At 66.5% G+C, this 19,784-nt stretch carries 20 protein-coding genes and 1 pseudogene; 9 read left to right on the top strand and 12 right to left on the bottom strand.

Annotated elements, in window-relative coordinates:
- From JKG68_RS33305 to JKG68_RS08100, 3 genes and pseudogenes are all read right to left on the bottom strand, one after another.
- Nucleotides 1-119, bottom strand: a pseudogene (locus tag JKG68_RS33305) (5-(carboxyamino)imidazole ribonucleotide synthase); the annotation flags it as partial.
- A gap of 6 nt (nucleotides 120-125) precedes the next feature.
- Nucleotides 126-617, bottom strand: a complete 492-nt coding sequence (gene purE / locus JKG68_RS08105; RefSeq protein WP_202057874.1) for a 5-(carboxyamino)imidazole ribonucleotide mutase — start codon at nucleotides 615-617, stop codon at nucleotides 126-128.
- Nucleotides 618-710: 93 nt separating this feature from the next.
- Nucleotides 711-929 carry a YdcH family protein gene (locus JKG68_RS08100; RefSeq protein ID WP_312890751.1) on the bottom strand — a complete coding sequence of 73 codons (219 nt, stop codon included), beginning with the start codon at nucleotides 927-929 and terminating at the stop codon, nucleotides 711-713.
- Nucleotides 930-1,215: 286 nt separating this feature from the next.
- Between JKG68_RS08100 and JKG68_RS08095 the strand changes: the two genes are divergently transcribed.
- Nucleotides 1,216-1,398 carry a YdcH family protein gene (locus JKG68_RS08095; protein WP_202057871.1) on the top strand — a complete coding sequence of 61 codons (183 nt, stop codon included), beginning with the start codon at nucleotides 1,216-1,218 and terminating at the stop codon, nucleotides 1,396-1,398.
- A 76-nt stretch (nucleotides 1,399-1,474) separates the two neighbouring features.
- Here the strand turns inward: JKG68_RS08095 and JKG68_RS08090 are convergent, their stop codons facing one another.
- The gene (locus JKG68_RS08090) at nucleotides 1,475-2,233 is read right to left on the bottom strand and encodes a sulfite exporter TauE/SafE family protein (protein WP_202057870.1); all 759 of its coding nucleotides are present in this window, start codon (nucleotides 2,231-2,233) and stop codon (nucleotides 1,475-1,477) included.
- Between the two features lie 97 nt (nucleotides 2,234-2,330).
- Between JKG68_RS08090 and JKG68_RS08085 the strand changes: the two genes are divergently transcribed.
- A complete protein-coding gene (locus tag JKG68_RS08085; protein ID WP_202057869.1) occupies nucleotides 2,331-4,244 on the top strand; it encodes a propionyl-CoA synthetase in 1,914 nt (637 codons plus the stop codon).
- A gap of 77 nt (nucleotides 4,245-4,321) precedes the next feature.
- Nucleotides 4,322-5,482 carry a radical SAM family heme chaperone HemW gene (gene hemW / locus JKG68_RS08080; protein ID WP_202057868.1) on the top strand — a complete coding sequence of 387 codons (1,161 nt, stop codon included), beginning with the start codon at nucleotides 4,322-4,324 and terminating at the stop codon, nucleotides 5,480-5,482.
- Between the two features lie 210 nt (nucleotides 5,483-5,692).
- Here hemW and gshB read toward each other — a convergent pair whose 3' ends face one another.
- A complete protein-coding gene (gene gshB / locus JKG68_RS08075; RefSeq protein WP_202057866.1) occupies nucleotides 5,693-6,637 on the bottom strand; it encodes a glutathione synthase in 945 nt (314 codons plus the stop codon).
- 160 nt (nucleotides 6,638-6,797) lie between these two features.
- On the opposite strand from gshB, the gene JKG68_RS08070 reads away from it, so the two are divergent.
- Nucleotides 6,798-7,679: a lipid kinase gene (locus tag JKG68_RS08070; protein WP_202057864.1), complete on the top strand. Its 882-nt coding sequence runs from the start codon at nucleotides 6,798-6,800 to the stop codon at nucleotides 7,677-7,679.
- Here the strand turns inward: JKG68_RS08070 and JKG68_RS08065 are convergent.
- Nucleotides 7,676-7,885 (bottom strand): DUF1127 domain-containing protein, encoded by a 210-nt coding sequence (locus tag JKG68_RS08065; protein WP_202057861.1) that lies wholly within the window; start codon nucleotides 7,883-7,885, stop codon nucleotides 7,676-7,678. The genes JKG68_RS08070 and JKG68_RS08065 overlap by 4 nt on opposite strands.
- A gap of 104 nt (nucleotides 7,886-7,989) precedes the next feature.
- On the opposite strand from JKG68_RS08065, the gene JKG68_RS08060 reads away from it, so the two are divergent.
- The gene (locus JKG68_RS08060; RefSeq protein ID WP_202057858.1) at nucleotides 7,990-8,862 is read left to right on the top strand and encodes a LysR family transcriptional regulator; all 873 of its coding nucleotides are present in this window, start codon (nucleotides 7,990-7,992) and stop codon (nucleotides 8,860-8,862) included.
- A 24-nt stretch (nucleotides 8,863-8,886) separates the two neighbouring features.
- Here JKG68_RS08060 and JKG68_RS08055 read toward each other — a convergent pair whose 3' ends face one another.
- Nucleotides 8,887-9,264: a YraN family protein gene (locus JKG68_RS08055; protein WP_202057856.1), complete on the bottom strand. Its 378-nt coding sequence runs from the start codon at nucleotides 9,262-9,264 to the stop codon at nucleotides 8,887-8,889.
- The gene (rsmI, locus tag JKG68_RS08050) at nucleotides 9,261-10,199 is read right to left on the bottom strand and encodes a 16S rRNA (cytidine(1402)-2'-O)-methyltransferase (RefSeq protein WP_202057850.1); all 939 of its coding nucleotides are present in this window, start codon (nucleotides 10,197-10,199) and stop codon (nucleotides 9,261-9,263) included. The genes JKG68_RS08055 and rsmI overlap by 4 nt, the downstream gene beginning before the upstream one ends.
- A gap of 138 nt (nucleotides 10,200-10,337) precedes the next feature.
- On the opposite strand from rsmI, the gene JKG68_RS08045 reads away from it, so the two are divergent.
- Entirely contained in the window at nucleotides 10,338-11,627 is a 1,290-nt protein-coding gene (locus tag JKG68_RS08045; RefSeq protein ID WP_202057847.1) for a penicillin-binding protein activator, read from the top strand.
- Nucleotides 11,628-11,794: 167 nt separating this feature from the next.
- Here the strand turns inward: JKG68_RS08045 and JKG68_RS08040 are convergent, their stop codons facing one another.
- The 4 genes from JKG68_RS08040 to JKG68_RS08025 all read right to left on the bottom strand — a co-directional run bounded on the left by JKG68_RS08040 (nucleotide 11,795) and on the right by JKG68_RS08025 (nucleotide 15,171).
- A complete protein-coding gene (locus JKG68_RS08040) occupies nucleotides 11,795-12,304 on the bottom strand; it encodes an OsmC family protein (protein ID WP_202057845.1) in 510 nt (169 codons plus the stop codon).
- A gap of 20 nt (nucleotides 12,305-12,324) precedes the next feature.
- Nucleotides 12,325-13,113: an ABC transporter ATP-binding protein gene (locus JKG68_RS08035; protein ID WP_202057843.1), complete on the bottom strand. Its 789-nt coding sequence runs from the start codon at nucleotides 13,111-13,113 to the stop codon at nucleotides 12,325-12,327.
- A 211-nt stretch (nucleotides 13,114-13,324) separates the two neighbouring features.
- Nucleotides 13,325-14,179: an ABC transporter permease gene (locus JKG68_RS08030; protein WP_202057841.1), complete on the bottom strand. Its 855-nt coding sequence runs from the start codon at nucleotides 14,177-14,179 to the stop codon at nucleotides 13,325-13,327.
- Between the two features lie 23 nt (nucleotides 14,180-14,202).
- Nucleotides 14,203-15,171, bottom strand: coding sequence for an aliphatic sulfonate ABC transporter substrate-binding protein (locus tag JKG68_RS08025; RefSeq protein ID WP_202057896.1), 969 nt, complete (start codon nucleotides 15,169-15,171; stop codon nucleotides 14,203-14,205).
- 253 nt (nucleotides 15,172-15,424) lie between these two features.
- On the opposite strand from JKG68_RS08025, the gene JKG68_RS08020 reads away from it, so the two are divergent.
- The 3 genes from JKG68_RS08020 (at nucleotide 15,425) to JKG68_RS08010 (ending at nucleotide 19,762) form a co-directional block, all read left to right on the top strand.
- Nucleotides 15,425-18,175, top strand: coding sequence for a [protein-PII] uridylyltransferase (locus tag JKG68_RS08020; protein WP_202057839.1), 2,751 nt, complete (start codon nucleotides 15,425-15,427; stop codon nucleotides 18,173-18,175).
- A 65-nt stretch (nucleotides 18,176-18,240) separates the two neighbouring features.
- The gene (gene grpE / locus JKG68_RS08015; RefSeq protein WP_202057832.1) at nucleotides 18,241-18,858 is read left to right on the top strand and encodes a nucleotide exchange factor GrpE; all 618 of its coding nucleotides are present in this window, start codon (nucleotides 18,241-18,243) and stop codon (nucleotides 18,856-18,858) included.
- A gap of 268 nt (nucleotides 18,859-19,126) precedes the next feature.
- Nucleotides 19,127-19,762, top strand: coding sequence for a trimeric intracellular cation channel family protein (locus JKG68_RS08010; protein WP_312890750.1), 636 nt, complete (start codon nucleotides 19,127-19,129; stop codon nucleotides 19,760-19,762).
- Nucleotides 19,763-19,784: the final 22 nt, after the last annotated feature.

Here is a 19,784-nt window from a genome sequence, read left to right as displayed (position 1 = left end):
CTGTTGTCGTCTGGCGCGTAGATATGCGTTCTCAGGCCCAGCTGGGCTGCCGCCATGGCTATCATGCGGCCGAGCTGCCCGCCGCCGAGGATCCCGAGAGTGCAGCCAGGACGGATCATGGGAGGTCAGCTTTCGTCGGAGGGGCGCTCGGCCACGCTCTCGCTCTGGCGCCGGCGCCAGGCGTCGAGGCGGTCGCTCAAGGCCGGATCATGGAGGGCGAGCACGGCGGCGGCGAGCAGGGCCGCGTTCACGGCTCCGGCCCGGCCGATGGCGAGCGTCCCGACCGGGATGCCGGCCGGCATCTGCACGATGGAGAGCAGGCTATCCTGGCCCGAGAGGGCCTTGGATTCCACCGGAACCCCGAAAACCGGCAGGGGGGTCATGGCGGCCGTCATGCCGGGAAGGTGGGCCGCGCCGCCTGCGCCTGCGATGATCACCTGAAAGCCCTCCGCCTTCGCGCCCTTGGCGAAGGTTACGAGCCGGTCCGGGGTGCGGTGGGCGGACACGATGCGGGCATCGAAGGCGATGCTGAGCGCCTCGAGCGTCTCGGCGGCATGGCGCATGGTGGCCCAGTCCGACTGACTGCCCATGATGATGGCAATGGGGATTCCCGCCATGGCGTGGCTCCGGCTTCAAGGCCTTAACATGCAAGCCGGAATAGCGAAGGCCCCCCCTCCAGGCAAGGCCATTCCTGGTTCCGTCCGAAGTTCTTAGGCGATGATGTCGGGGGTGAGCTGGTCTTCCAGCCGAATGATGTGGTCCTTCAGGTGAAGCTTGCGCTTCTTCAGGCGCTGGACCTGAAGCTGGTCGCCGGCGACCATGCTCTCCAGGGCGTCGATCGCCATGTCCAGGTCGCGGTGCTCCTGCTTGAGACGGGCCAATTCCGCTTCCAACTCAGCCAATTCGGTCATTGAAAATATCCAAAGCATCGGACCCAAAAGCGAACTCCACCTTTGGGATTGATCCGATGCTCAATCCCTTAAGCGGCGCATCGTTGGGCGCGGAGAACCGGGTCCACTTCTCCGCACGATGCGCTGGATGCCAAGCCGGCTTACAGCCGCCGGGCCAAGAGGGCCGAAGTATGCTCTGGGGGCTGGCCCAGGGCAAGATCGCCTGAGCATCTTCAACTCGCGATTCTTCGAATTTCGCCTTCGACTCGCCACACTCTGTCTGCCACAATATCCGGGTCAGTATATCACCATAGGAGGAACTGACATGCCGCTGCAGAATCACCTGACGGAACTTGAACGCAAGCATCGGGCTCTCGAGCGCGAAATTCAGGATACCCTCAACAGGCCGTCGTCAGATGACATGAGGCTGGCAGAACTCAAGCGAAGGAAGCTTCAGCTCAAGGATGAGATTTCCAGGCTGAGAAGCTCCGAATCGGCGGTGCATTAGCCGCGCGCTTCCTCAAAATCCCCACCCGGTAAGGCCGTCGCTTTCTTCCCGAAGCGGCGGCTTTTTGCTGATGGCCTCACAGGAGCGCGCCGGCACCGTCATAGACCAGCTTGCCGCCGACGAGAATCAGCAGACCATAGACGGCGGTGTAGAAATGCTGACCCGACACCCGCCGCACGAGCAGGACGCCCGCCCAGGTGGAGGCGATGGCCACAGGGAACAGGGCGCCGGCGGTGGCCATGTTCTCGGCGGTGAACTGCCCCAGCGCCAGATAGGGCGGCACCTTGATCCAGTTGACGAGGGCAAACAGGATGGCGCCCGTGCCGACGAACACGTCCCGCGGCAGCCGCTGGGGCATCACATAGATCTGGAAGGGCGGCCCGCCCGCATGGGCGATCATGCTGGTAAATCCCGTCACCCAGCCCCAGAAGATCCCGCGCGGCACGTCGGCGGCGGTCGGCTTCGGTTCCCTGCCGCCCCACTCCAGCACCATCCGGCGCACGGCGAAGGCGATGGAGATCACCCCGACGGCGAGCTTGATCGCGGCATCGGACACCTGGGCCGCCAGCAGGTAGCCGGCCAGGATGCCCAAGATGGCGCCGATGAGCAGAAGCCCGACGTTCCGGCGGTCCCAGGTGTACCGGTAGGCCCAGACCGACACCACGTCCTGCACGATCAGGATCGGCAGGGTGATGGCGGCCGCCTGCACCGGCGAGACCACGAGCGCCATCAGGGGCAGGGAGAGCATGCCGAGACCCGAGAAGCCGCCCTTGGCAAGGCCCATGAGCGTGACGGCCGGAACGGCGGCGGCATAGAAGAGAGGATCGAGAATCACGAAAAACTCGCCGAAAGTCGCCGCTGACCACGGCTTGATCGCCTGCTACCACAGCAGACGCTTCAAGTCTCATGCAGTGAACGCAACGGGGTCCGCCATGCTATCTGCCCAAAGCCGCTATCATGAGGTCTATGCCGGCTGGAAATCCGATCCGGAGGGGTTCTGGGCGGAGGCGGCGCGAGAGATCGATTGGATCAGGCCCGCCGACAAGGTGTTCGACAGCCAGGCCGGCATCTACGGCCGCTGGTTCGTGGGTGCGCAATGCAACACCTGCTACAACGCCGTCGACCGGCATGTGGCCACCCGCGGCGATCAGGCGGCGATCATCTACGACAGCCCCGTCACCGGCACGAAGCGCGCGATCACCTACGCCGAGCTGCAGGCCGAGGTGGCGACGCTCGCCGCCGTGCTGCAGGACATGGGCGTCACGAAGGGCGACCGGGTCGTCATCTACATGCCGATGATCCCGGAAACCACCTTCGCCATGCTGGCCTGCGCCCGCATCGGGGCCATTCACTCCGTGGTCTTCGGCGGCTTCGCCGCCAAGGAGCTCGCCACCCGCATCGACGATGCCAAGCCGAAAGCCATCCTGTCCGCCTCCTGCGGCATCGAGGGCGCCCGGGTCATCCCCTACAAGCCCCTGCTGGACGAGGCGATCTCGCTCTCCAAGGCCAAGCCAGAATCCTGCCTCGTCTTCCAACGCCCGCAGCTGGACGCCTCCCTCGTGGACGGCCGCGACCTGGATTGGGCCGGCGCCGTCGCCCAGGCGAGAGCCGAGGGCCGGAAGGCCGACTGCGTGCCGGTGGAGGCCACCGATCCGCTCTATGTGCTCTACACCTCCGGCACCACTGGGATCCCGAAGGGCGTGGTGCGCGACAATGGCGGCCACATGGTCGCGCTCAAATGGTCCATGGGCCACTTCTTCGGCGTGAAGCCCGGCGAGGTCTTCTGGGCCGCCTCCGATGTGGGCTGGGTGGTGGGCCATTCCTACATCGTCTACGGGCCGCTTCTGCATGGCTGCACGGCCATTCTCTACGAGGGCAAGCCGGTGGGCACCCCCGATGCGGGCGCCTATTGGCGGGTGATCGCCGACCATGGGATCGTGACGCTCTTTACTGCGCCCACCGCCTTCCGGGCGATCAAGAAGGAGGACCCCGGGGCGGATCTTCTGAAGAAATACGACCTCTCGGCGTTCCGTGCCCTTTTCCTTGCGGGCGAGCGGGCCGATCCCGACACGGTCAAATGGGCGGAGGACATCCTGGGGACGCCGGTCATCGACCATTGGTGGCAGACGGAAACCGGCTGGCCCGTGGCGGGCAATCCGCTGGGCTTGGGGGCCCTGCCGGTCAAGCACGGATCGCCCACGGTGCCGATGCCGGGCTATACCCTCGACGTGCTGGACGAGGCCGGAAAATCCGTCGGGCCGAACAAGATGGGCTCCATCGTCATCAAGCTGCCGCTTCCTCCGGGGGCTCTTCCGACCCTCTGGAATGCGGACGAGCGGTTTCGGGATTCCTATCTCTCCGTCTATCCCGGCTACTACAACACCTCGGATGCGGGCTATCTCGACCAGGACGGCTATATCTGGGTGATGGGCCGCACGGACGACATCATCAATGTCGCGGGCCATCGCCTCTCCACCGGCGGCATGGAGGAGGTGCTGGCCTCCCATCCGGCGGTGGCCGAATGCGCCGTGATCGGCATGAAGGACGCCCTGAAAGGGGAGGTGCCCTGCGGCTTCGTGGTGCTGAAATCCGGCATCGACCGCTCGCCCGAGGAGATCGAGGCCGAGCTCGTGGCCCTGGTGCGCGAGAAGATCGGGCCCGTGGCCGCCTTCAAGCTGGCAATCACCGTGTCGCGGCTGCCCAAGACCCGCTCGGGCAAGATCCTGCGCGGCACCATGAAGAAGATCGCCGACGGGGACGAGTGGTCGACGCCCGCCACCATCGACGATCCCATGATCCTGACCGAAATCGGGGACGTGCTGCGGGCGAGGGGACTGGCCGGGTAGCCCGGCCATCGCCCCGGCTGGGTCCACGCGACACCGGCACCCGTGACGTTGGGGTGAAGACCTGCCATATACGGCCCATGATCGATCATCCGACGCGCGACGTGGGCTTTGGCGTTTATGTCCATTGGCCCTTCTGCGCCTCCAAGTGCCCCTATTGCGACTTCAACAGCCATGTCCGCCACCAGCCGGTGGACCAGGAGCGGTTTCTGGCAGCCTTCAAGCGCGAGATCGCCCACACGGCCGCGCGCATTCCGGGACGCACGGTCACGAGCATCTTCTTCGGCGGCGGCACGCCTTCGCTCATGAAGCCCGAAACGGTGGGGGCGATCCTCGACGCCATCGGTGGCGCCTGGGCCATGGATCCGGGAGCCGAGGTGACGCTCGAGGCCAACCCCACCAGCGTCGAGGCGGAGCGCTTTCGCGGCTATCGCGGGGCCGGCATCAACCGGGTCTCGCTCGGCGTGCAAGCCCTCAACGACCCCGACTTGCGCCGCTTGGGCCGCATGCACTCCGTCGAGGAGGCGCTGTCCGCCGTGAAGATCGCAGCCTCCATCTTCGACCGGTATTCCTTCGACCTGATCTACGCCCGTCCCGGTCATACGCCCGAGGCTTGGGCGGCCGAACTGGAGCAGGCGATCAGCCACGCGGTGGAGCACCTGTCGCTCTACCAGCTCACCATCGAGCCCGGCACCTGGTTCCAGCGCCTCTACGATGCTGGCAAGATTACCGTGCCGGACGAGGAGACGGGCCGCGCCCTCTACGACATCACGCAGGAGACCTGCGAGAAGCACGGGCTTCCGGCCTACGAGATCTCGAACCACGCCAGGCCCGGCGCGGAATCCCGCCACAACCTGCTTTACTGGCGCTACGGCGAATATGCCGGCATCGGCCCCGGCGCCCATGGCCGCCTCGTCACCGGCAACGCGCGGTTGGCGACATCCACGGAGAAGCACCCGGAGACGTGGCTGGAGCTCGTGGAGCGCGAGGGCCACGGTGTCATCGACGAGGAGGTTTTGACCTCCGAGGCCGAGGGCGACGAGTTCCTGCTCATGGGACTGCGCCTGAAGGAGGGCGTCGACCCGCGCCGCTTCGAGGCGTTCACGGGCAAGACGCTCAATCAGCGGCGGCTGCGCATCCTTGAGGAGGAGGGCTTGATCCAGGTGGATGGTTCGCGCCTTGCGGTGACGCCGAAGGGCTTCCCGGTGCTCAATGCGGTCATTGCGGAACTAGCAGCTTGAGAAACCACTGTCATTCCGGGGCTGCGTAGCAGAGCCCGGAATCCATAACCGCTGACAGTGCAGGATAAACAAAGCGGCATTCGCTGCGCCTTGGACGATGGACGTCGTGGTTATGGATCCCCGCCTGCGCGGGGATCACAGTGGAGGTTCAGGCGCTCCATCCTGCTCGCGATCCCGGACCGGCTTGCGCCGTTCGGGATAGCCTGACTCTTACCGCCCCACCTTGCTCTCAATCACGTCCCACACGTTCACGGCCAGATCCGGTCCGCCGAGGCGCTTGATGGCGCGGATGCCCGTGGGGGCGGTCACGTTGATCTCGGTGAGGTTGCCGTCGATCACGTCGATGCCCACCAGGATCAGGCCCATGCGCTTCAGGTCCGGCCCGATGGTCTCGCAGATCTCGCGTTCGCGGGGCGTCAGGTCCGTGGGCTTTGCAGCCCCGCCGCGCACCATGTTGGAGCGGATGTCGTTGGCGGCCGGAACGCGGTTGATGGCGCCTGCCGCCTCGCCGTCGATGAGGATGATGCGCTTGTCGCCTTCCGTGATCTTCGGCAGGAAGCGCTGGATCACCCAGGGCTCGCGGAACAGGTTGGCGAAGAGATCGTAGAGCGAGCCGAAATTCGGGTCCTCCCGACCGACCTTGAAGACGCTCGCGCCGCCATGGCCGTAGAGCGGCTTCATCACCACGTCGCCATGCTCGCGCCGGAACTCCTCGATCTCCTGCCTGTCGCGGGAAATCAGGGTCGGTGGCATGAGGTGCGGAAAGTGGGTGACGAAGATCTTTTCCGGGGCGTTGCGCACATGCGCCGGATCGTTGACCACCAGGGTCTTCGGATGGATGCGCTCCAGAAAATGCGTTGCCGTGATGTAGGCCAGATCGAAGGGCGGGTCCTGGCGCATCAGCACCGCATCCACGCCGGACAGATCGACCCGCTCGGGCGTGCCCAGCGTGAAGTGGTCGCCCTCCCGGTCGCGCACCTCGATGGTCTCCGCCATGGCGACCACCGCGCCGTCCCGCAGGCTCAGGCGGTCGGGCGTGTAGTGCAGGACCCGGTGACCCCGCCGCTGGGCTTCGAGCAGCAGTGCAAAGCCCGTATCGCCTGCGATCTTGATGCTTTTGATGTGATCCATCTGGATCGCAACGGTGAGGGTCATGGATCAGGTCTCCTAGGGAAGGGGGGTTATTGGCCTGAAAACACGTGATGGCAACTCTCCCCGGCAGGGAGTGAACGAAAAACGGACAGCAGGGTTATCAAGGGCCACGCTTGCCGCATGCCCCTTGCCTAACCCCTCAAGCTTTTCCATGTGATAGAGTATGCCCCGCCGCGCCCTTCTGATCGTCAATGCCAAGAGCCGCAGCGGCGCCACCCAGCGTGACCTCGCTCTCGAGCGTCTGGAAGCTCACGGCATCGAGCCCATCCATGTGGAATGCGGCCGCCGGGAGGACCTGTCGCCGCTGATCGTCCAGCACGCCAAGGATGTGGAATGCGCCATCGTCGGCGGCGGCGACGGCACGCTCAACGCGGCGGCCTTCGGGGTGATCGAGGCCGGGTTGCCGCTGGGCATCCTGCCGTTCGGCACGGCCAACGATCTGGCCAGGACCCTCGACATCCCCTTCGACCTCGACGGCGCGGCTCAGGTGATCGCGGGCGGCCATACCCGCAAGATCGATCTCGGCATCGTCAACGGCGAGCCCTTCTTCAACGTGGCGAGCATCGGCCTTTCGGCAGAGCTGGCGCAGCAGCTCACCCGGGACATCAAGCGCCGGTACGGCCGCCTCGGCTATGCTCTGGTGGCCCTGAAGGTGCTGGCGCAGGCTCGGCCCTTTAGGGCGACGATCTACAGCGAGAACGAAGCGGCCCGCGTGAGGACGCTTCAGATCGCGGTGGGCAACGGACGCTTCTACGGCGGCGGCAACGCGGTCGAGAAGGATGCCACCATCGACGATCACCATCTCGACCTTTACAGCCTCGAGCTCGACCGGGCCTGGAAGCTTGCGCTCATGGCGCGGTCGTTCCGTCATGGGCGCCATGGGGCCTGGAACGAGGTGCGGGCGGTGCGGGCCAAGGAGTTCGACATCCGCACCCGCAAGCCGAAGCCCGTGAACGCCGATGGCGAGATCGTCACCCAGACGCCCGCGCATTTCTCGATCCAGCCCGCCGCCGTCACGGTGTTCGCGCCGAAGGACGAGGCTTAGCCCCGACCGCACCGCACCGCTTCCTCGATACCGCCGGGGCTGATGCCGATGTCGTGCAGCATGGCCTCGTCGAGGGTGCTGACCTCGCGCAGGGCGCGGCGGATCTCGATTTCACGCATCAACGCGGCCATGAGACCCCCTAGGCGTGAAGGCTTGCGGGCGATCAGGGCCGAGGTGCATTCGTGGACGATGGAAAGAGCTGACATGGCCGTCTCCTCAAGTTCGATAAGAGGATGATGCTCTTGCCTCTTGCATAAGAGAAACGAATGTTCATTATATTGGAAATAATGAAATCTTATTGAGGTGGGCGATGGCCCGGAATCTCGATGTCAGCCTGCTAAGAGCCTTCGTGGCGGTGGTGGACGCGGGCGGCATGACGGCCGCCACCGGCGTTCTCAACCTGACGCAAGCGGCGGTCAGCCAGCAGATCAAGCGCCTGGAGGAGACGCTCGGCGAGGAGCTCATCACCCGGGAACGACGCGGCATGAAGCTGACCGGCGCGGGCGAGCGCCTGTTCGGGCGGGCGAAGCGGCTGCTTGCCCTCAACGATGAGATCTGGACCGAGATGACCACGCCCGAATTCGAAGGCGAGGTGCGGCTCGGCATCCCGAGCGACATCATCACCACCTACCTTCCCACCTTCCTGAAGGATTTCGCGCGGCGCTATCCGCGCGTGCAGATCTCTCTCAACAGCGGCTCCAGCGCAGCGCTGCGCGCGAAGCTGCAGGCCGGCAAGGTCGATGTGGTGCTGGCCACCGAGATGGCCTGCGATCCCGACGGCGAGAACCTGGTCATGGACCGCCTGGTCTGGGTGGGTGCCCGCGGCGGCGATGCGGCGCGCCAGCGCCCGCTGCCCGTGTCCATCGGCTGTTCCGACTGCGCCTTCCGCACGCCGATCCGCGACGTGCTGCAGAAGGCCGGGATCGAGTGGCGCTCCGTGTCCGAGGTCACGAACACCTCGGCCCAGGTGGCGACGGTCGCGGCCGACATCGCCGTCATGGCCTGGATGGCCTCCACGGTCCCGAACGGCCTGGAGGTGCTGGGGCCTGAATCCGGCCTGCCAGCCCTGCCGCCCTTCATGGTCAATCTCTACCTGCCGCGCGACGGCGGCAGCCACGTGGTGCAGGAACTGGCGCGGCACATCCGCGAGGCGGTGGCGGACAGGCACAGGATGGCGGCTTGAATCGTACAGCGGTGGAGCTGTCTCTCACCGCATCTCCAGCTCGAACGCCGACACGATGTGCTGCGGCCATCGCCTGGGCGCGATGAACACCGCATCCGCGCGCCATGTTTTTCCCTCGGCCCACGCATTGCGCGAGAGCCAGGCTCGCACGGCCCGCGAGAAGCGCTGACGCTTTCTTGCCGTGATGGCGGACAGCGCGTCCTCTATTGCGCCGCGCGCCTTCACCTCGACGAACGCGATGGTGCTGCCGCGCATGACGATCAGGTCGATCTCGCCGCCGGAGGCGGAATAGCGCCACGCGAGCGGGCGGTAGCCTTTTGCCAGCAGAAACAGAAGCGCGATCCATTCGGCGCGATAGCCGCGCAGGAACGTGACGCGACGGCGTTCGAGCGCGCTCTTCATTCGCCCTTCTTTGCAAGCGCCAATGCGCGGGCATAGATCTCGCGCTTGGGCATGTCGAGCTCCGCCGCCACGAGCGCCGCGGCGTCCTTGATCGAATGGTTCTTGAGGGCCGCCTCCAGCCTGCCGTCGAGGGCCGCGTCGGCTTCTGCTGCATGCATGGCCTTGGTGGCCTCCCCGATCAGCACCACGATCTCGCCCTTCGGCGGGCCTTCCTCGGCGAATTGCTGCGCCAGGTCGGGCAGGGTGCCGCGCCGGATCGTCTCGAACATCTTGGTGAGTTCACGCGCCACCACGGCCTGCCGTTCGCCGAGGACCGCTGCCGCGTCCGCCAGCATCTCGGGCAGGCGGTGCGGGCCCTCGAACAGCATGAGCGTGCCGGGGATCGCGCCGATCTCCGCAAGACGCGCCCGGCGCGCCGCGCTTTTCGGCGGCAGGAAGCCCTCGAAAAAGAAACGGTCGGTGGGCAGGCCCGAGGCGACGAGCGCCGTGAGCACCGCCGAGGGGCCGGGAATCGGGGTGATCGGAAGCCCTTCCTCGATCGCCGCCTGCACGAGCTTGTAGCCGGGATCCGACACGAGAGGCGTGCCCGCATCCGACACGAGAGCGAGCGCCTGCCCCTCCCGGATGCGGTGGACCATGCGCTCGCGCACCGCGTCGTTCGAGTGCTCGTGATAGGCGACCAGCGGCGTGGTGATGCCGTAATGGGCCAGCAGCGTCTTCGTCACCCGCGTATCCTCGGCCAGGATCGCGTCGGCCGCCGCAAGCACGCTCAGTCCCCGGAAGGACACGTCCTGCAGGTTGCCGATGGGGGTTGCGACCACGTAGAGGCCGGGCGACAGGGGCTTCGCCTCGGCGGCGAGGCCGAAGGCCGTGAAGGTGCTGGTTTTCGCCGCGGGGTCGCGCCGCTTGGTGCGGTTGTCGATTCTCTGATTCATCGTTTGTTACTGTCGCATGAAGGGGCGGGCCTGCGAAAGCCGGCGATCGCACCGGCCTCCCGCCATGGAAACAATGTTTACCTTTTTCTGCCACGCTTCCTCCCCATCGAATGAAAGCTGTTTCCAAGGGGGTGGGAGATGGCGCGCGTGGGGTGTTTTGCGGCAACGGGGCTGAAATGCCGGGCTGCGTTGGCGGCCGTTCTGGCCGGCGCGCTGCTGGTGTCCGGCTGCGTCGGCTCCGGCAGCAAGGCGCCGCCGCGCAAGGCGAGCAGGCCTCAGGCCGCTCAGGCACCCGTCGAACCTGCCTACGCGGCCGGTGTTGCGCCTGCTGGCACCCCGATGCAGGGCGCTCCGTCCGGGACCTCGATGCCCGGCACCGCCATCGGCAACGGCCCCGTCAAGGTCGCGCTGATCCTGCCCCTGACGAGCCCGGGGCAGGGGGCCGTGGTGGCGCAGAGCATGCGCAACGCGGCGGAACTGGCGCTCGGCGAGTTCCAAGGGGCGGACATCACCGTTCTGGTGAAGGACGACCGCGGCACCCCCGAAGGGGCGCAGAGCGCAACGAGCCAGGCTCTGGCGGAGGGAGCCGACCTGATCATCGGCCCGCTCTTCGCCGGCTCGGTCCAAGCGGCCGGACAGGCGGCGCGGCCCATGGGCAAGCCCGTGATCGGCTTCTCGACCGATGCGAGCGTCGCCACCCGCGGCGTCTATCTCCTGAGCTTCCTCGTCCAGCAGGAGGTCGACCGCATCGTCTCCTTTGCGGCCGCCCAAGGGCGCCGCTCCGTTGCGGCCCTGATCCCGGAAACAACCTATGGCCGCGTGGCCGAGGCGCGGCTTCAGCTTGCGGCGGCGCGGCAGGGCATGCGCATTGTGGCGCTCGAACGTTATCCCGCCGGCCAGCCGCAGGCGGCTGTGCAGCGCATGGCTCATGCCATCGGCGGCACCGCGCCCCAGGCCGATACCCTGTTCATGCCTGAGGGCGGCGACGGCCTGCCCGCCATCGCCCAGGCGCTCCAGACGGCCGGCTTCAACGCGCAACAGGTCAAGCCTCTCGGCACAGGATTGTGGAACGAGCCCCGCGTCCTTGCCCTGCCGGCCCTGCAGGGCGGCTGGTTCGCAGCACCCGACAACCGCGGCTTCGAGGCCTTTGCCGAGCGCTACCGGGCCCGCTACAACACGGAGCCTGTCCGCCTCGCCACCTTGTCCTATGACGCGGTGACGCTCGCTGCGGCGCTTGCCCGGATGCAAGGGGCGCAGGCCTTCAACGACGGCATGCTCACGACCCCGGCAGGCTTCGCCGGCGCCGACGGCGTCTTCCGCTTCAACCCGGACGGCACCAACGACCGTGCCCTGACCGTGCAGGAAATCCGGGGCGGCGCGGCAGTCGCGATCAGCGGCGCGCCGCGAACCCTGGTGGCCGGGAACTGACATCATTCAGCATCCTCAACCTCATCCGCAGCATCCCGCCCCATCATCACCGGCCTTGTGCCGGTGATCTCGTTTCTGAAAGGCATGGCGCTTTTCCGGTCGGGATGGCCGGGACAAGCCCGGCCATGACGTGACGTTCTCGCATGCGTCCGGCGGAAGGTCGGTCTTCAAGTCCGCGTCAGCGTGGTGCTCAAATCAGGCTTGATGTTGAGGGTCTGGAACACCACGCAGTAGCGCTCGGTGAGCTTGAGCAGCTGGTCGATCTTCTCCTGCGGCGCGTCGGTGTCGACCTCGAAGGAGAGGCGGATGTTCTTGAAGCCCACGGGTGCCGTCTTGTCGACGCCGAGCGTGCCGCGGAAATCCAGGTCGCCTTCCGCCTTGACGGCGCCGTGGCGCAGATCGATCTCGAGCGCGGTGGCCACCGCCTTCAGGGTCACGCCCGCGCAGGCCACGAGCGCTTCGAGCAGCATGTCGCCCGAGCACAGCTCCGCTCCCGTGCCGCCGGAGGCCGGGTGAAGCCCTGCGACGGCCAGCGCGCGGCCCGTCTCGACCTTGCAGGCGATGTGCTGGTCGTCGAGGGTGCCTTGCGCCTTCAGGGTGATCACGGCTGTGTTTGGGTCGCTGCGGTATTGGTCCTTGATCGGCGCCTGGAGGGCGCGGAGGGCGGTCGCATCCATGATGATGTTCCTTGAGCTGGTTACCACCACAGCGCGGCGGCCTGACGGTCGCGTTCGCGCTGGGGCTGTTGCTGCGGTGCTTTGAGGGAATGGTCCAGGGCCGTCAAGACGCGGCGCACGGAAGTCTCGAAGGGAAGCCCGGTTTTGTCGCGGGGGCGCGACAGGGTCAGGGGCAGTTCGTCAAAGATCCGTCCGGGCTTGGGCTGCATGACGACGGCGCGGTCGGCCAGCGTCACCGCCTCCTGCACGTCGTGGGTGACGAGCACCACGGTGGGGCGCGTCTCCTCCCACAGCCCGAGGAGATGTTCGTGCAGGCTTGCGCGGGTGAAGGCATCGAGGGCCGAAAAAGGCTCGTCGAGCAGCAGCACCTTCGGGTTGGTCACGAACGCGCGCGCAATCGACACACGCTGCTGCTGTCCACCCGAAAGATCGCGCGGCCAGCGCCCGGCATGTTCGGCGAGGCCGATCTTGTCGAGCGCATGCTCAACGCGCGCCTTCTTCTCGGCAGCGCTCACGCCGTTGAGGCCAAACGCAATGTTGTCCGACACGGAGAGCCAAGGCAGCAGGCGCGGCTCCTGGAACACGATGCCCACCGCCGGATGCGGCCCCGACAGCACCTCGTTGTCGAGGCGGATCTGTCCGGCGCTCGCCCGGTCGAGGCCGGCGATGAGGCGCAGCAGCGTGGTCTTGCCGCAGCCCGAGCCGCCGATCAGCGCGACGATTTCGGCCTCGCGAACGGAGAGGTTGATGTCGGAGAGTGCGCGCGTGCCGTCCGCATAGGTTTTGGAGAGATGTTCGAGGCTCAGCATCCAATTCTCCTCTCTCCATGACTCGTCTGCCGAGCAACACCCGCACTGTCATTCCGGGGCGGCCATAGGCCGAGACCGGAATCCATAACCGCTGACGGTGCAGGATAAGACGCAGCCGTTACGGTAGAACTTGGAATTTCTACGTCGAGTTTATGGATTCCGGGCTCCGCTGCGCGGCCCCGGAATGACAGTGGAGATTGGGTGACAACTATCACAACCTCTCCCGCACGGTGTCCTGCCAGCGCACGAGCGGCCTGGTGGCGGCCACGAGCAGGCTGTCGGCGCTCTTGCCGAGCAGGGCGAAGGCGATGATGGCGGCGAGGATCTGATCCGGCTTGCCCATCTGCTGCCCGTCGACGAGCAGGTACCCGAGGCCCTCGGACGCGCCCATGAACTCGGCGGCCACCACGAACATGAAGCCCAGGCCCAGCCCCGAGCGCAGCGCGATCACGGCTTCGGGCAGAACGGCCGGCAGCAGGATGCGTCTTGCAAGCTGGACGCGCGAGAGGCGGAACACATGTCCGACCTCGACGAGCTTGCGGTCGACGGAGAGGATCGCGCCCGCGATGCCGAGATAGACCGGGAAGAACACGCCGACTGCGATGAGCGCGACCTTCGAGGCCTCGAAGATGCCGAGCCACAGGATAAAAAGAGGCACCCAGGCGATGGAGGGAATCGCGCGCAGGGCCTGAAGGGTCGGGTCGAGCACCTGCCTGATGGTCCGGTTGGAGCCGGAGAGCGCGCCCAGCACGATGCCGGCCACGGCGCCGATCACGAAGCCGACGAGAACGCGCCAGAGCGTCATCCAGGCATGGGTCCACAATTCGCCGGTCTCGGCGAGCGCCCAGAGGGCCGCGAAGATCCGGCTCGGCGGTGGGACGAGGCGGCCTTGCGCAAGGCCGAACGCGACGGCCGCTTCCCAGAGAAGCGCAATGACCACAGGCAAGAAAAGGCCGAGAAGGATGCGCCAGTCGAAGGCGCGTCGCTTCTCGGCAAGGGCAGGGGCCGCGAGAGCGGCGGCACCCTCATGGGAGGACCAGGCAGAGCTTGTGGCGTTGCCTGTCACGGCGCTCTCCCGCGATGAAGTCATTACTTGGATGCGGTGGCGAAGCGCCGGTCGATCAGCGAGTCGACGGCCGCGCGCACATCCGTTTCAGGGGCGATCACGCCGGCCTGCTGCAGGGCCTGGCCCGCGGCGAGGATCGTGTCGACCTGAGGCTGGCCGATGGCCGAATGGGTCAGCTCCGTGCGCTCGAGCTGACGCTCAATCACCGCGTCGGACAGCTTGGTGTAGGTGACGAGCGTCTTCTTCAGCTCGTCCTTGTTGGCGAGCGAGTACTTGCGGGCTTCCTCATAGGCCTTGAGCACGCGCCCCACGAGGGCCGGGTTGTCCTTGGCGAAGGCCTCCGAAACGTTCAGAACGCCCCAGGTGTTGGCGGCGGCGTTGCGATGGAACAGGGCTGCGCCGCTTTCCACCTCGGCGGCGGCCATGAGCGGATCGAGGCCGGCCCAGGCATCCACGTCGCCGCGTTCGAGCGCGGTGCGGCCGTCCGGATGCTGGAGCAGAACGAGCTTCACGTCCTTCTCGGTGAGCTTGGCGTCCTGCAGGGCGCGCACGAGGAAGATGTGCGGGTCGGTGCCGCGGGTCACGGCCACGCGCTTGCCCTTCAGGTCCTCGACCTTACTGATGCCCGTGTCCTTGCGGGTGACGAGGGCGGTCCATTCGGGACGGGAATAAACGTAGATCGACTTGATCGGATTGCCGTTGATCTTGCCGATCAGGGCGGCGGCGCCGGCGGTGGAGCCGAAGTCGATCGAGCCGGCATTGAGGAATTCGAGCGCCTTGTTGGAGCCGAGCGACTGCACCCAGCGGACCTTGATGCCGTCCTTCTCCAGTTCCTTCTCAAGGAAGCCCTTGTCCTTCAGGACGAGGCTGACCGGGTTGTAGGTGGCGAAATCGATGCGGATCTCCTTCGGCTGCGCCGTGGCGGCAGTGGCGAGGGAGGCAAGGCCCGTGGCGAGGGAGGCGGCGAGGAGAAGGCGGCGGGTCAGGCTCATTGTCTTCAATCCCATGTCGTCGCGCATGGGAGCTTCGTCGAGGCGCCCGGCGCTTTAGCTGCACTTGTTTCGCGCCCGCAAGCTGCATGCTCAAATCGGCGCGTGTCCTTTATATGGAACTGATCGTTTCTTATGTCAAACGCTATCTCTTATAAAGAACATGATATCCGTTTTGGCGGATAATGCCACCTCGCCCTTGGGCGAAGGCATTGTCAGGTGATAAGCCAGACGGAACGTCAACTACGGTTGTTCCATGCCCCTACATACCCCTGAGAGCCTCCTTCAAAGCCTTGGGTCCCAGCCCATCGGGGACCCGGCGGAGCTGCGGGCCCGGCTCGTGCCCCAGCTGAAGGCCTATCTCGACCAAGGCAGGAGCGAGGCTGAAGGCAGGCTTCGGGAAAGCCAGAACGGCCTCGCCTGCGCCCGCGATCTCTGCGAGGCGATGGACCGGCTGGTGCGCATCGTCCACGATGCCGTGGTCCTGCATCTTTACCCGGCGGACAACCCGTCCTCGGGCGAGCGGCTTGCGGTGGTGGCGACCGGCGGCTACGGGCGTGGCGCCCTGGCGCCGGGCTCGGATGTCGACCTGCTCTTCCTGTTGCCCTACAAGCAGACCGCCTGGAGCGAGAGCGTGGTCGAGGCGATGCTCTACGTGCTGTGGGACCTGAAGCTGAAGGTCGGGCACGCGACCCGCTCCGTGGAGGATTGCCTGCGCGAGTCCAAGGCGGACATGACGATCCGCACCTCCCTCCTCGAAGCCCGCTTCCTGTTCGGAGACCGGGAGCTCTTCGACAACCTGACGAAGCGCTTCGATCTGGAGATCGTCGCCACCTCGGCGCCCGAGTTCGTCGACGCCAAGCTGAAAGAGCGCGACGCCCGCGTCGCCAAGGCGGGCGCGTCCCGCTATCTCGTCGAGCCGAACGTCAAGGACGGCAAGGGGGGCCTGCGCGACCTCAACACGCTCTTCTGGATCGCCAAATACGTCTACCGGGTGCGGGAGCCCGAGGAGCTGGTGAAGGCAGGCCTCTTCACCAGGGAGGAGCTGGATCTCTTTGCGCGCTGCGAGGAGTTCCTGTGGCGCGTGCGCTGCCATCTGCACTTCGAAACGGGCCGCGCCGAGGAGCGCCTCACCTTCGATCTGCAGCGCGCGCTCGCCGAGCGCCTGGGCTTTGCCGCCCGGGGCGGATTGTCGTCGGTCGAGCGCTTCATGAAGGCCTACTTCCTGATCGCCAAGGATGTGGGCGACCTCACCGCCATCGTCTGCTCCGAGCTCGAGGCCCGCCAGACGAAGCGCCGCCCCATGCTCGACCGCATGTTCGGCCGCTTCCGGCGCCGGCGCGGCGGGGCCCTGGTGGGGGAGGACTTCACCATCGACAACAACCGCATCAACGTCGCCTGCGAGGAGGCCTTCGAGCGCGATCCGGTGAACCTGATCCGCCTGTTCTGGCTCGCCGACCGGCACAACCTCGCCATCCATCCGGACGCCACGCGGCTCGCCACCCGTTCGCTCAAGCTGATCGGCCAGAGCCTGCGCAACGACCCCGAAGCCAACGGGCTGTTTCTCGACATCATCACGTCCAGGAACGCGCCCGAGATCGTGCTGCGGCACATGAACGAGGCCGGCGTGCTCGGGCGCTTCGTGCCGGATTTCGGCCGCATCGTCGCGATGATGCAGTTCAACATGTACCACCATTACACGGTGGACGAGCACCTCATCCGCTCGGTGGGCGTGCTCACCGAAATCGAGACGGGCCAGTTCGGCCATGAGCATCCCCTGGTCAACAGGATCTTCCCCTCCATCCGCAACCGCCGCGCCCTCTACGTGGCCGTCTTCCTGCACGATATCGCCAAGGGCCGGCCGGAGGATCACTCGGAGGCCGGCGCCGTCATCGCCCGCAAGCTCGGGCCGCGCTTCGGCCTCACCGATGCGGAGACCGACACGGTGGCCTGGCTGATCCAGCATCACCTCCTGATGTCGAACACGGCCCAGAGCCGCGATCTGTCGGACCCCGCCACCATCAAGAGCTTTGCCGAGGTGGTGCAGACCATGGAGCGTTTGAAGCTCCTGCTGGTGCTCACGGTGGCCGACATCAGGGCGGTCGGCCCCGGTACCTGGACCGGCTGGAAGGGCCAGCTCCTGCGCAATCTCTATCAGGAAACCGAGGTGATCCTTGGCGGCGGCGCGGTGGATCTGGCCCGCTCGGAGCGGGTGCGCCTGGCGCAGGAGCAGCTGCGCGCCGAGCTGCCCGACTGGTCCGAGGCCGAGTTCGAGGCCTATGCGGCCCGCCACATGCCGGCCTATTGGCTCAAGACCGACGAGACCCGGCGCGCCAAGCAGGCCCGGTTCCTGCAGGAATCCGACAAGGCCGGGCGCACGGTCACCACGGCCTACGAGACGGACCAGTTCCGCGGGGTCACCGAGCTCACCGTCCTGTCGCCGGATCATCCGCGGCTGCTCGCCATCGTGACCGGCGCCTGCGCGGCGGCGGGCGGCAACATCGTGGACGCGCAGATCTTCACCACCACGGACGGCATGGCGCTCGACACCATCGTGCTCTCCCGCGCCTTCGACCGGGACGAGGACGAACTGCGCCGGGCCGAGCGGGTCGCCAAGGCCATCGAACGCGCGCTCAAGGGGGAGGTGAGGATCGCCGATCTGGTGGACGGCAAGCGTCCGGCCAAGGAGCGCTCGAAGGCGTTCCACGTGCCGCCGGAGGTGACCATCGACAATTCCCTGTCGAGCCGCCAGACCGTGATCGAGGTGTCCGGGCTCGACCGGCCGGGCCTGCTCTACGATCTCACCACGGCTCTGGGAAAGCTCAACCTCAACATTGCCTCCGCCCATATCGTCACCTTCGGCGAAAAGGCCGTGGACGTGTTCTACGTGACCGACCTCACCGGCACGAAGGTCACCCATGCGGGACGCCAATCCACCGTCCGCCGCGCCCTTCTCGACGTGTTCAAGGGGGAGGATACGCAAGCCCACCAGCGCCGTAGCGCTTGATTTGTGACGCCAACGACCTGATATGTGCCCCGAACCCTTCTGTTCCCACCTTTAGTTGATCGATCATGAATCCGAACGACACGGACAACCAGAACACGACCCCGCAGGCCGAGGCCGCCGTTGAGGCCGGCAACCAAGCCGGTTTCGCGCCCGAGGCCGATCCGATTGCCGTTCTCGAGGCCGAAAAGGCCGACCTGAAGGACAAGCTCCTGCGCCTCATGGCCGACATGGAAAACCTGCGCCGCCGCACGGAGCGCGAGGTGGCGGACGCCCGCACCTACGCGGTGGCGAACTTCGCCCGCGACATGCTCAACGTGGCCGACAACGTCCGCCGCGCCATCGAGAGCGTGCCCGAGGATGCCCGCAACACCGCCGAGGGCGCCTTCAAGGGCCTGATCGACGGGATCGACCTCACCGAGCGCGACCTGCTCAAGACCCTTGAGCGTCACGGAGTGAAGAAGCTCGAACCCCAGGGCCAGAAGTTCGACCCGAACGTGCATCAGGCCATGTTCGAGATCCCCAACGCCGAGGTGCCGAACGGCACGGTCCTGCAGGTGGTCCAGTCCGGCTACGTGATCGGCGAGCGCGTGTTGCGCCCGGCCATGGTGGGCGTGTCCAAGGGCGGCCCGAAGGCCGCCGCCAACGGCGCCGAGACGGCGGACAACTCGTCGGCTGCTTCGTAAGATCCTAGCTCCACGTCTTTCCCTCCCCTTTGCGGGGAGGGGCAGAGGTGGGGCGTAAAGTCGAATTCGGCCTCTGGTGAGAGATGCGCAGCGTCGCTACAATGCCTGACCTGTCCGAACTCTCACCCGGTCGCACGACACCCGCCCTCAATCTCTCCCCGCCACAAGCCGGGTGTTCCCGACTTGTGCGAGAGAAAGCCCATCCTGGGCAGGCCCGAGATGGGCGGGGAGGAAAACCCGTGGTGTCGCCGGCTTACGAAGGCCAGACGTGACTTTCCTGCAAAACATCTCCTTCGAGATCATCGGCGTCGCCGTCTTCGCGCTGTCAGGCGCCCTGATGGCGGCCCGCAAGGGCATGGACCCGTTCGGCTTTGCCCTGCTCGCCACGCTCACCGGCGTCGGCGGCGGCACGGTGCGGGACCTGCTCATCGGCGCGCGGCCCGTGTTCTGGGTCGGCGATCCGAGCGACGTGCTGGTCTGCCTCATCGTGGCGGAACTGGTCTTTGCGCTGGGCCCCAGGCGCGTGGCGGTGATCGAAGGCGGGCGACAGGGCCGCCTTCTCCTCTGGGCCGATGCCCTGGGCCTTGCCCTCTTCGCCATCTCGGGAACGGCCAAGGCGCTGAATGCCGGCGTGCCGGCGCTCTCTGCCATCGCGCTCGGCACCATCACGGCCACCTTCGGCGGCATCATTCGCGATATCTTCGCAGGCACCACGCCCCTCGTCCTGCGGCAGGAGATCTATGTCACGGCGGCGGCCCTGGGGGCGGGGGTCATGGTGGCCGGGCAGGCCTTGGGCGCCGATCCCTTCATCGCCGCAGCCACAGGCTTTACGGCGGCATTCGCCCTGCGCGCTCTCGCGATCCTGCGCGGCTGGTCCCTGCCGGCGTTTCCCGCCCGAGACTAGCGCATTGTGCGGCCTCCCGGTC

Origin of the sequence: Microvirga aerilata, assembly GCF_016743775.1 — a bacterium.
GTDB lineage: Bacteria > Pseudomonadota > Alphaproteobacteria > Rhizobiales > Beijerinckiaceae > Microvirga > Microvirga aerilata.
The sequence above is the reverse complement of the archived record's forward strand: the minus strand, read 5'-3'. Positions and strand labels throughout refer to the sequence as shown.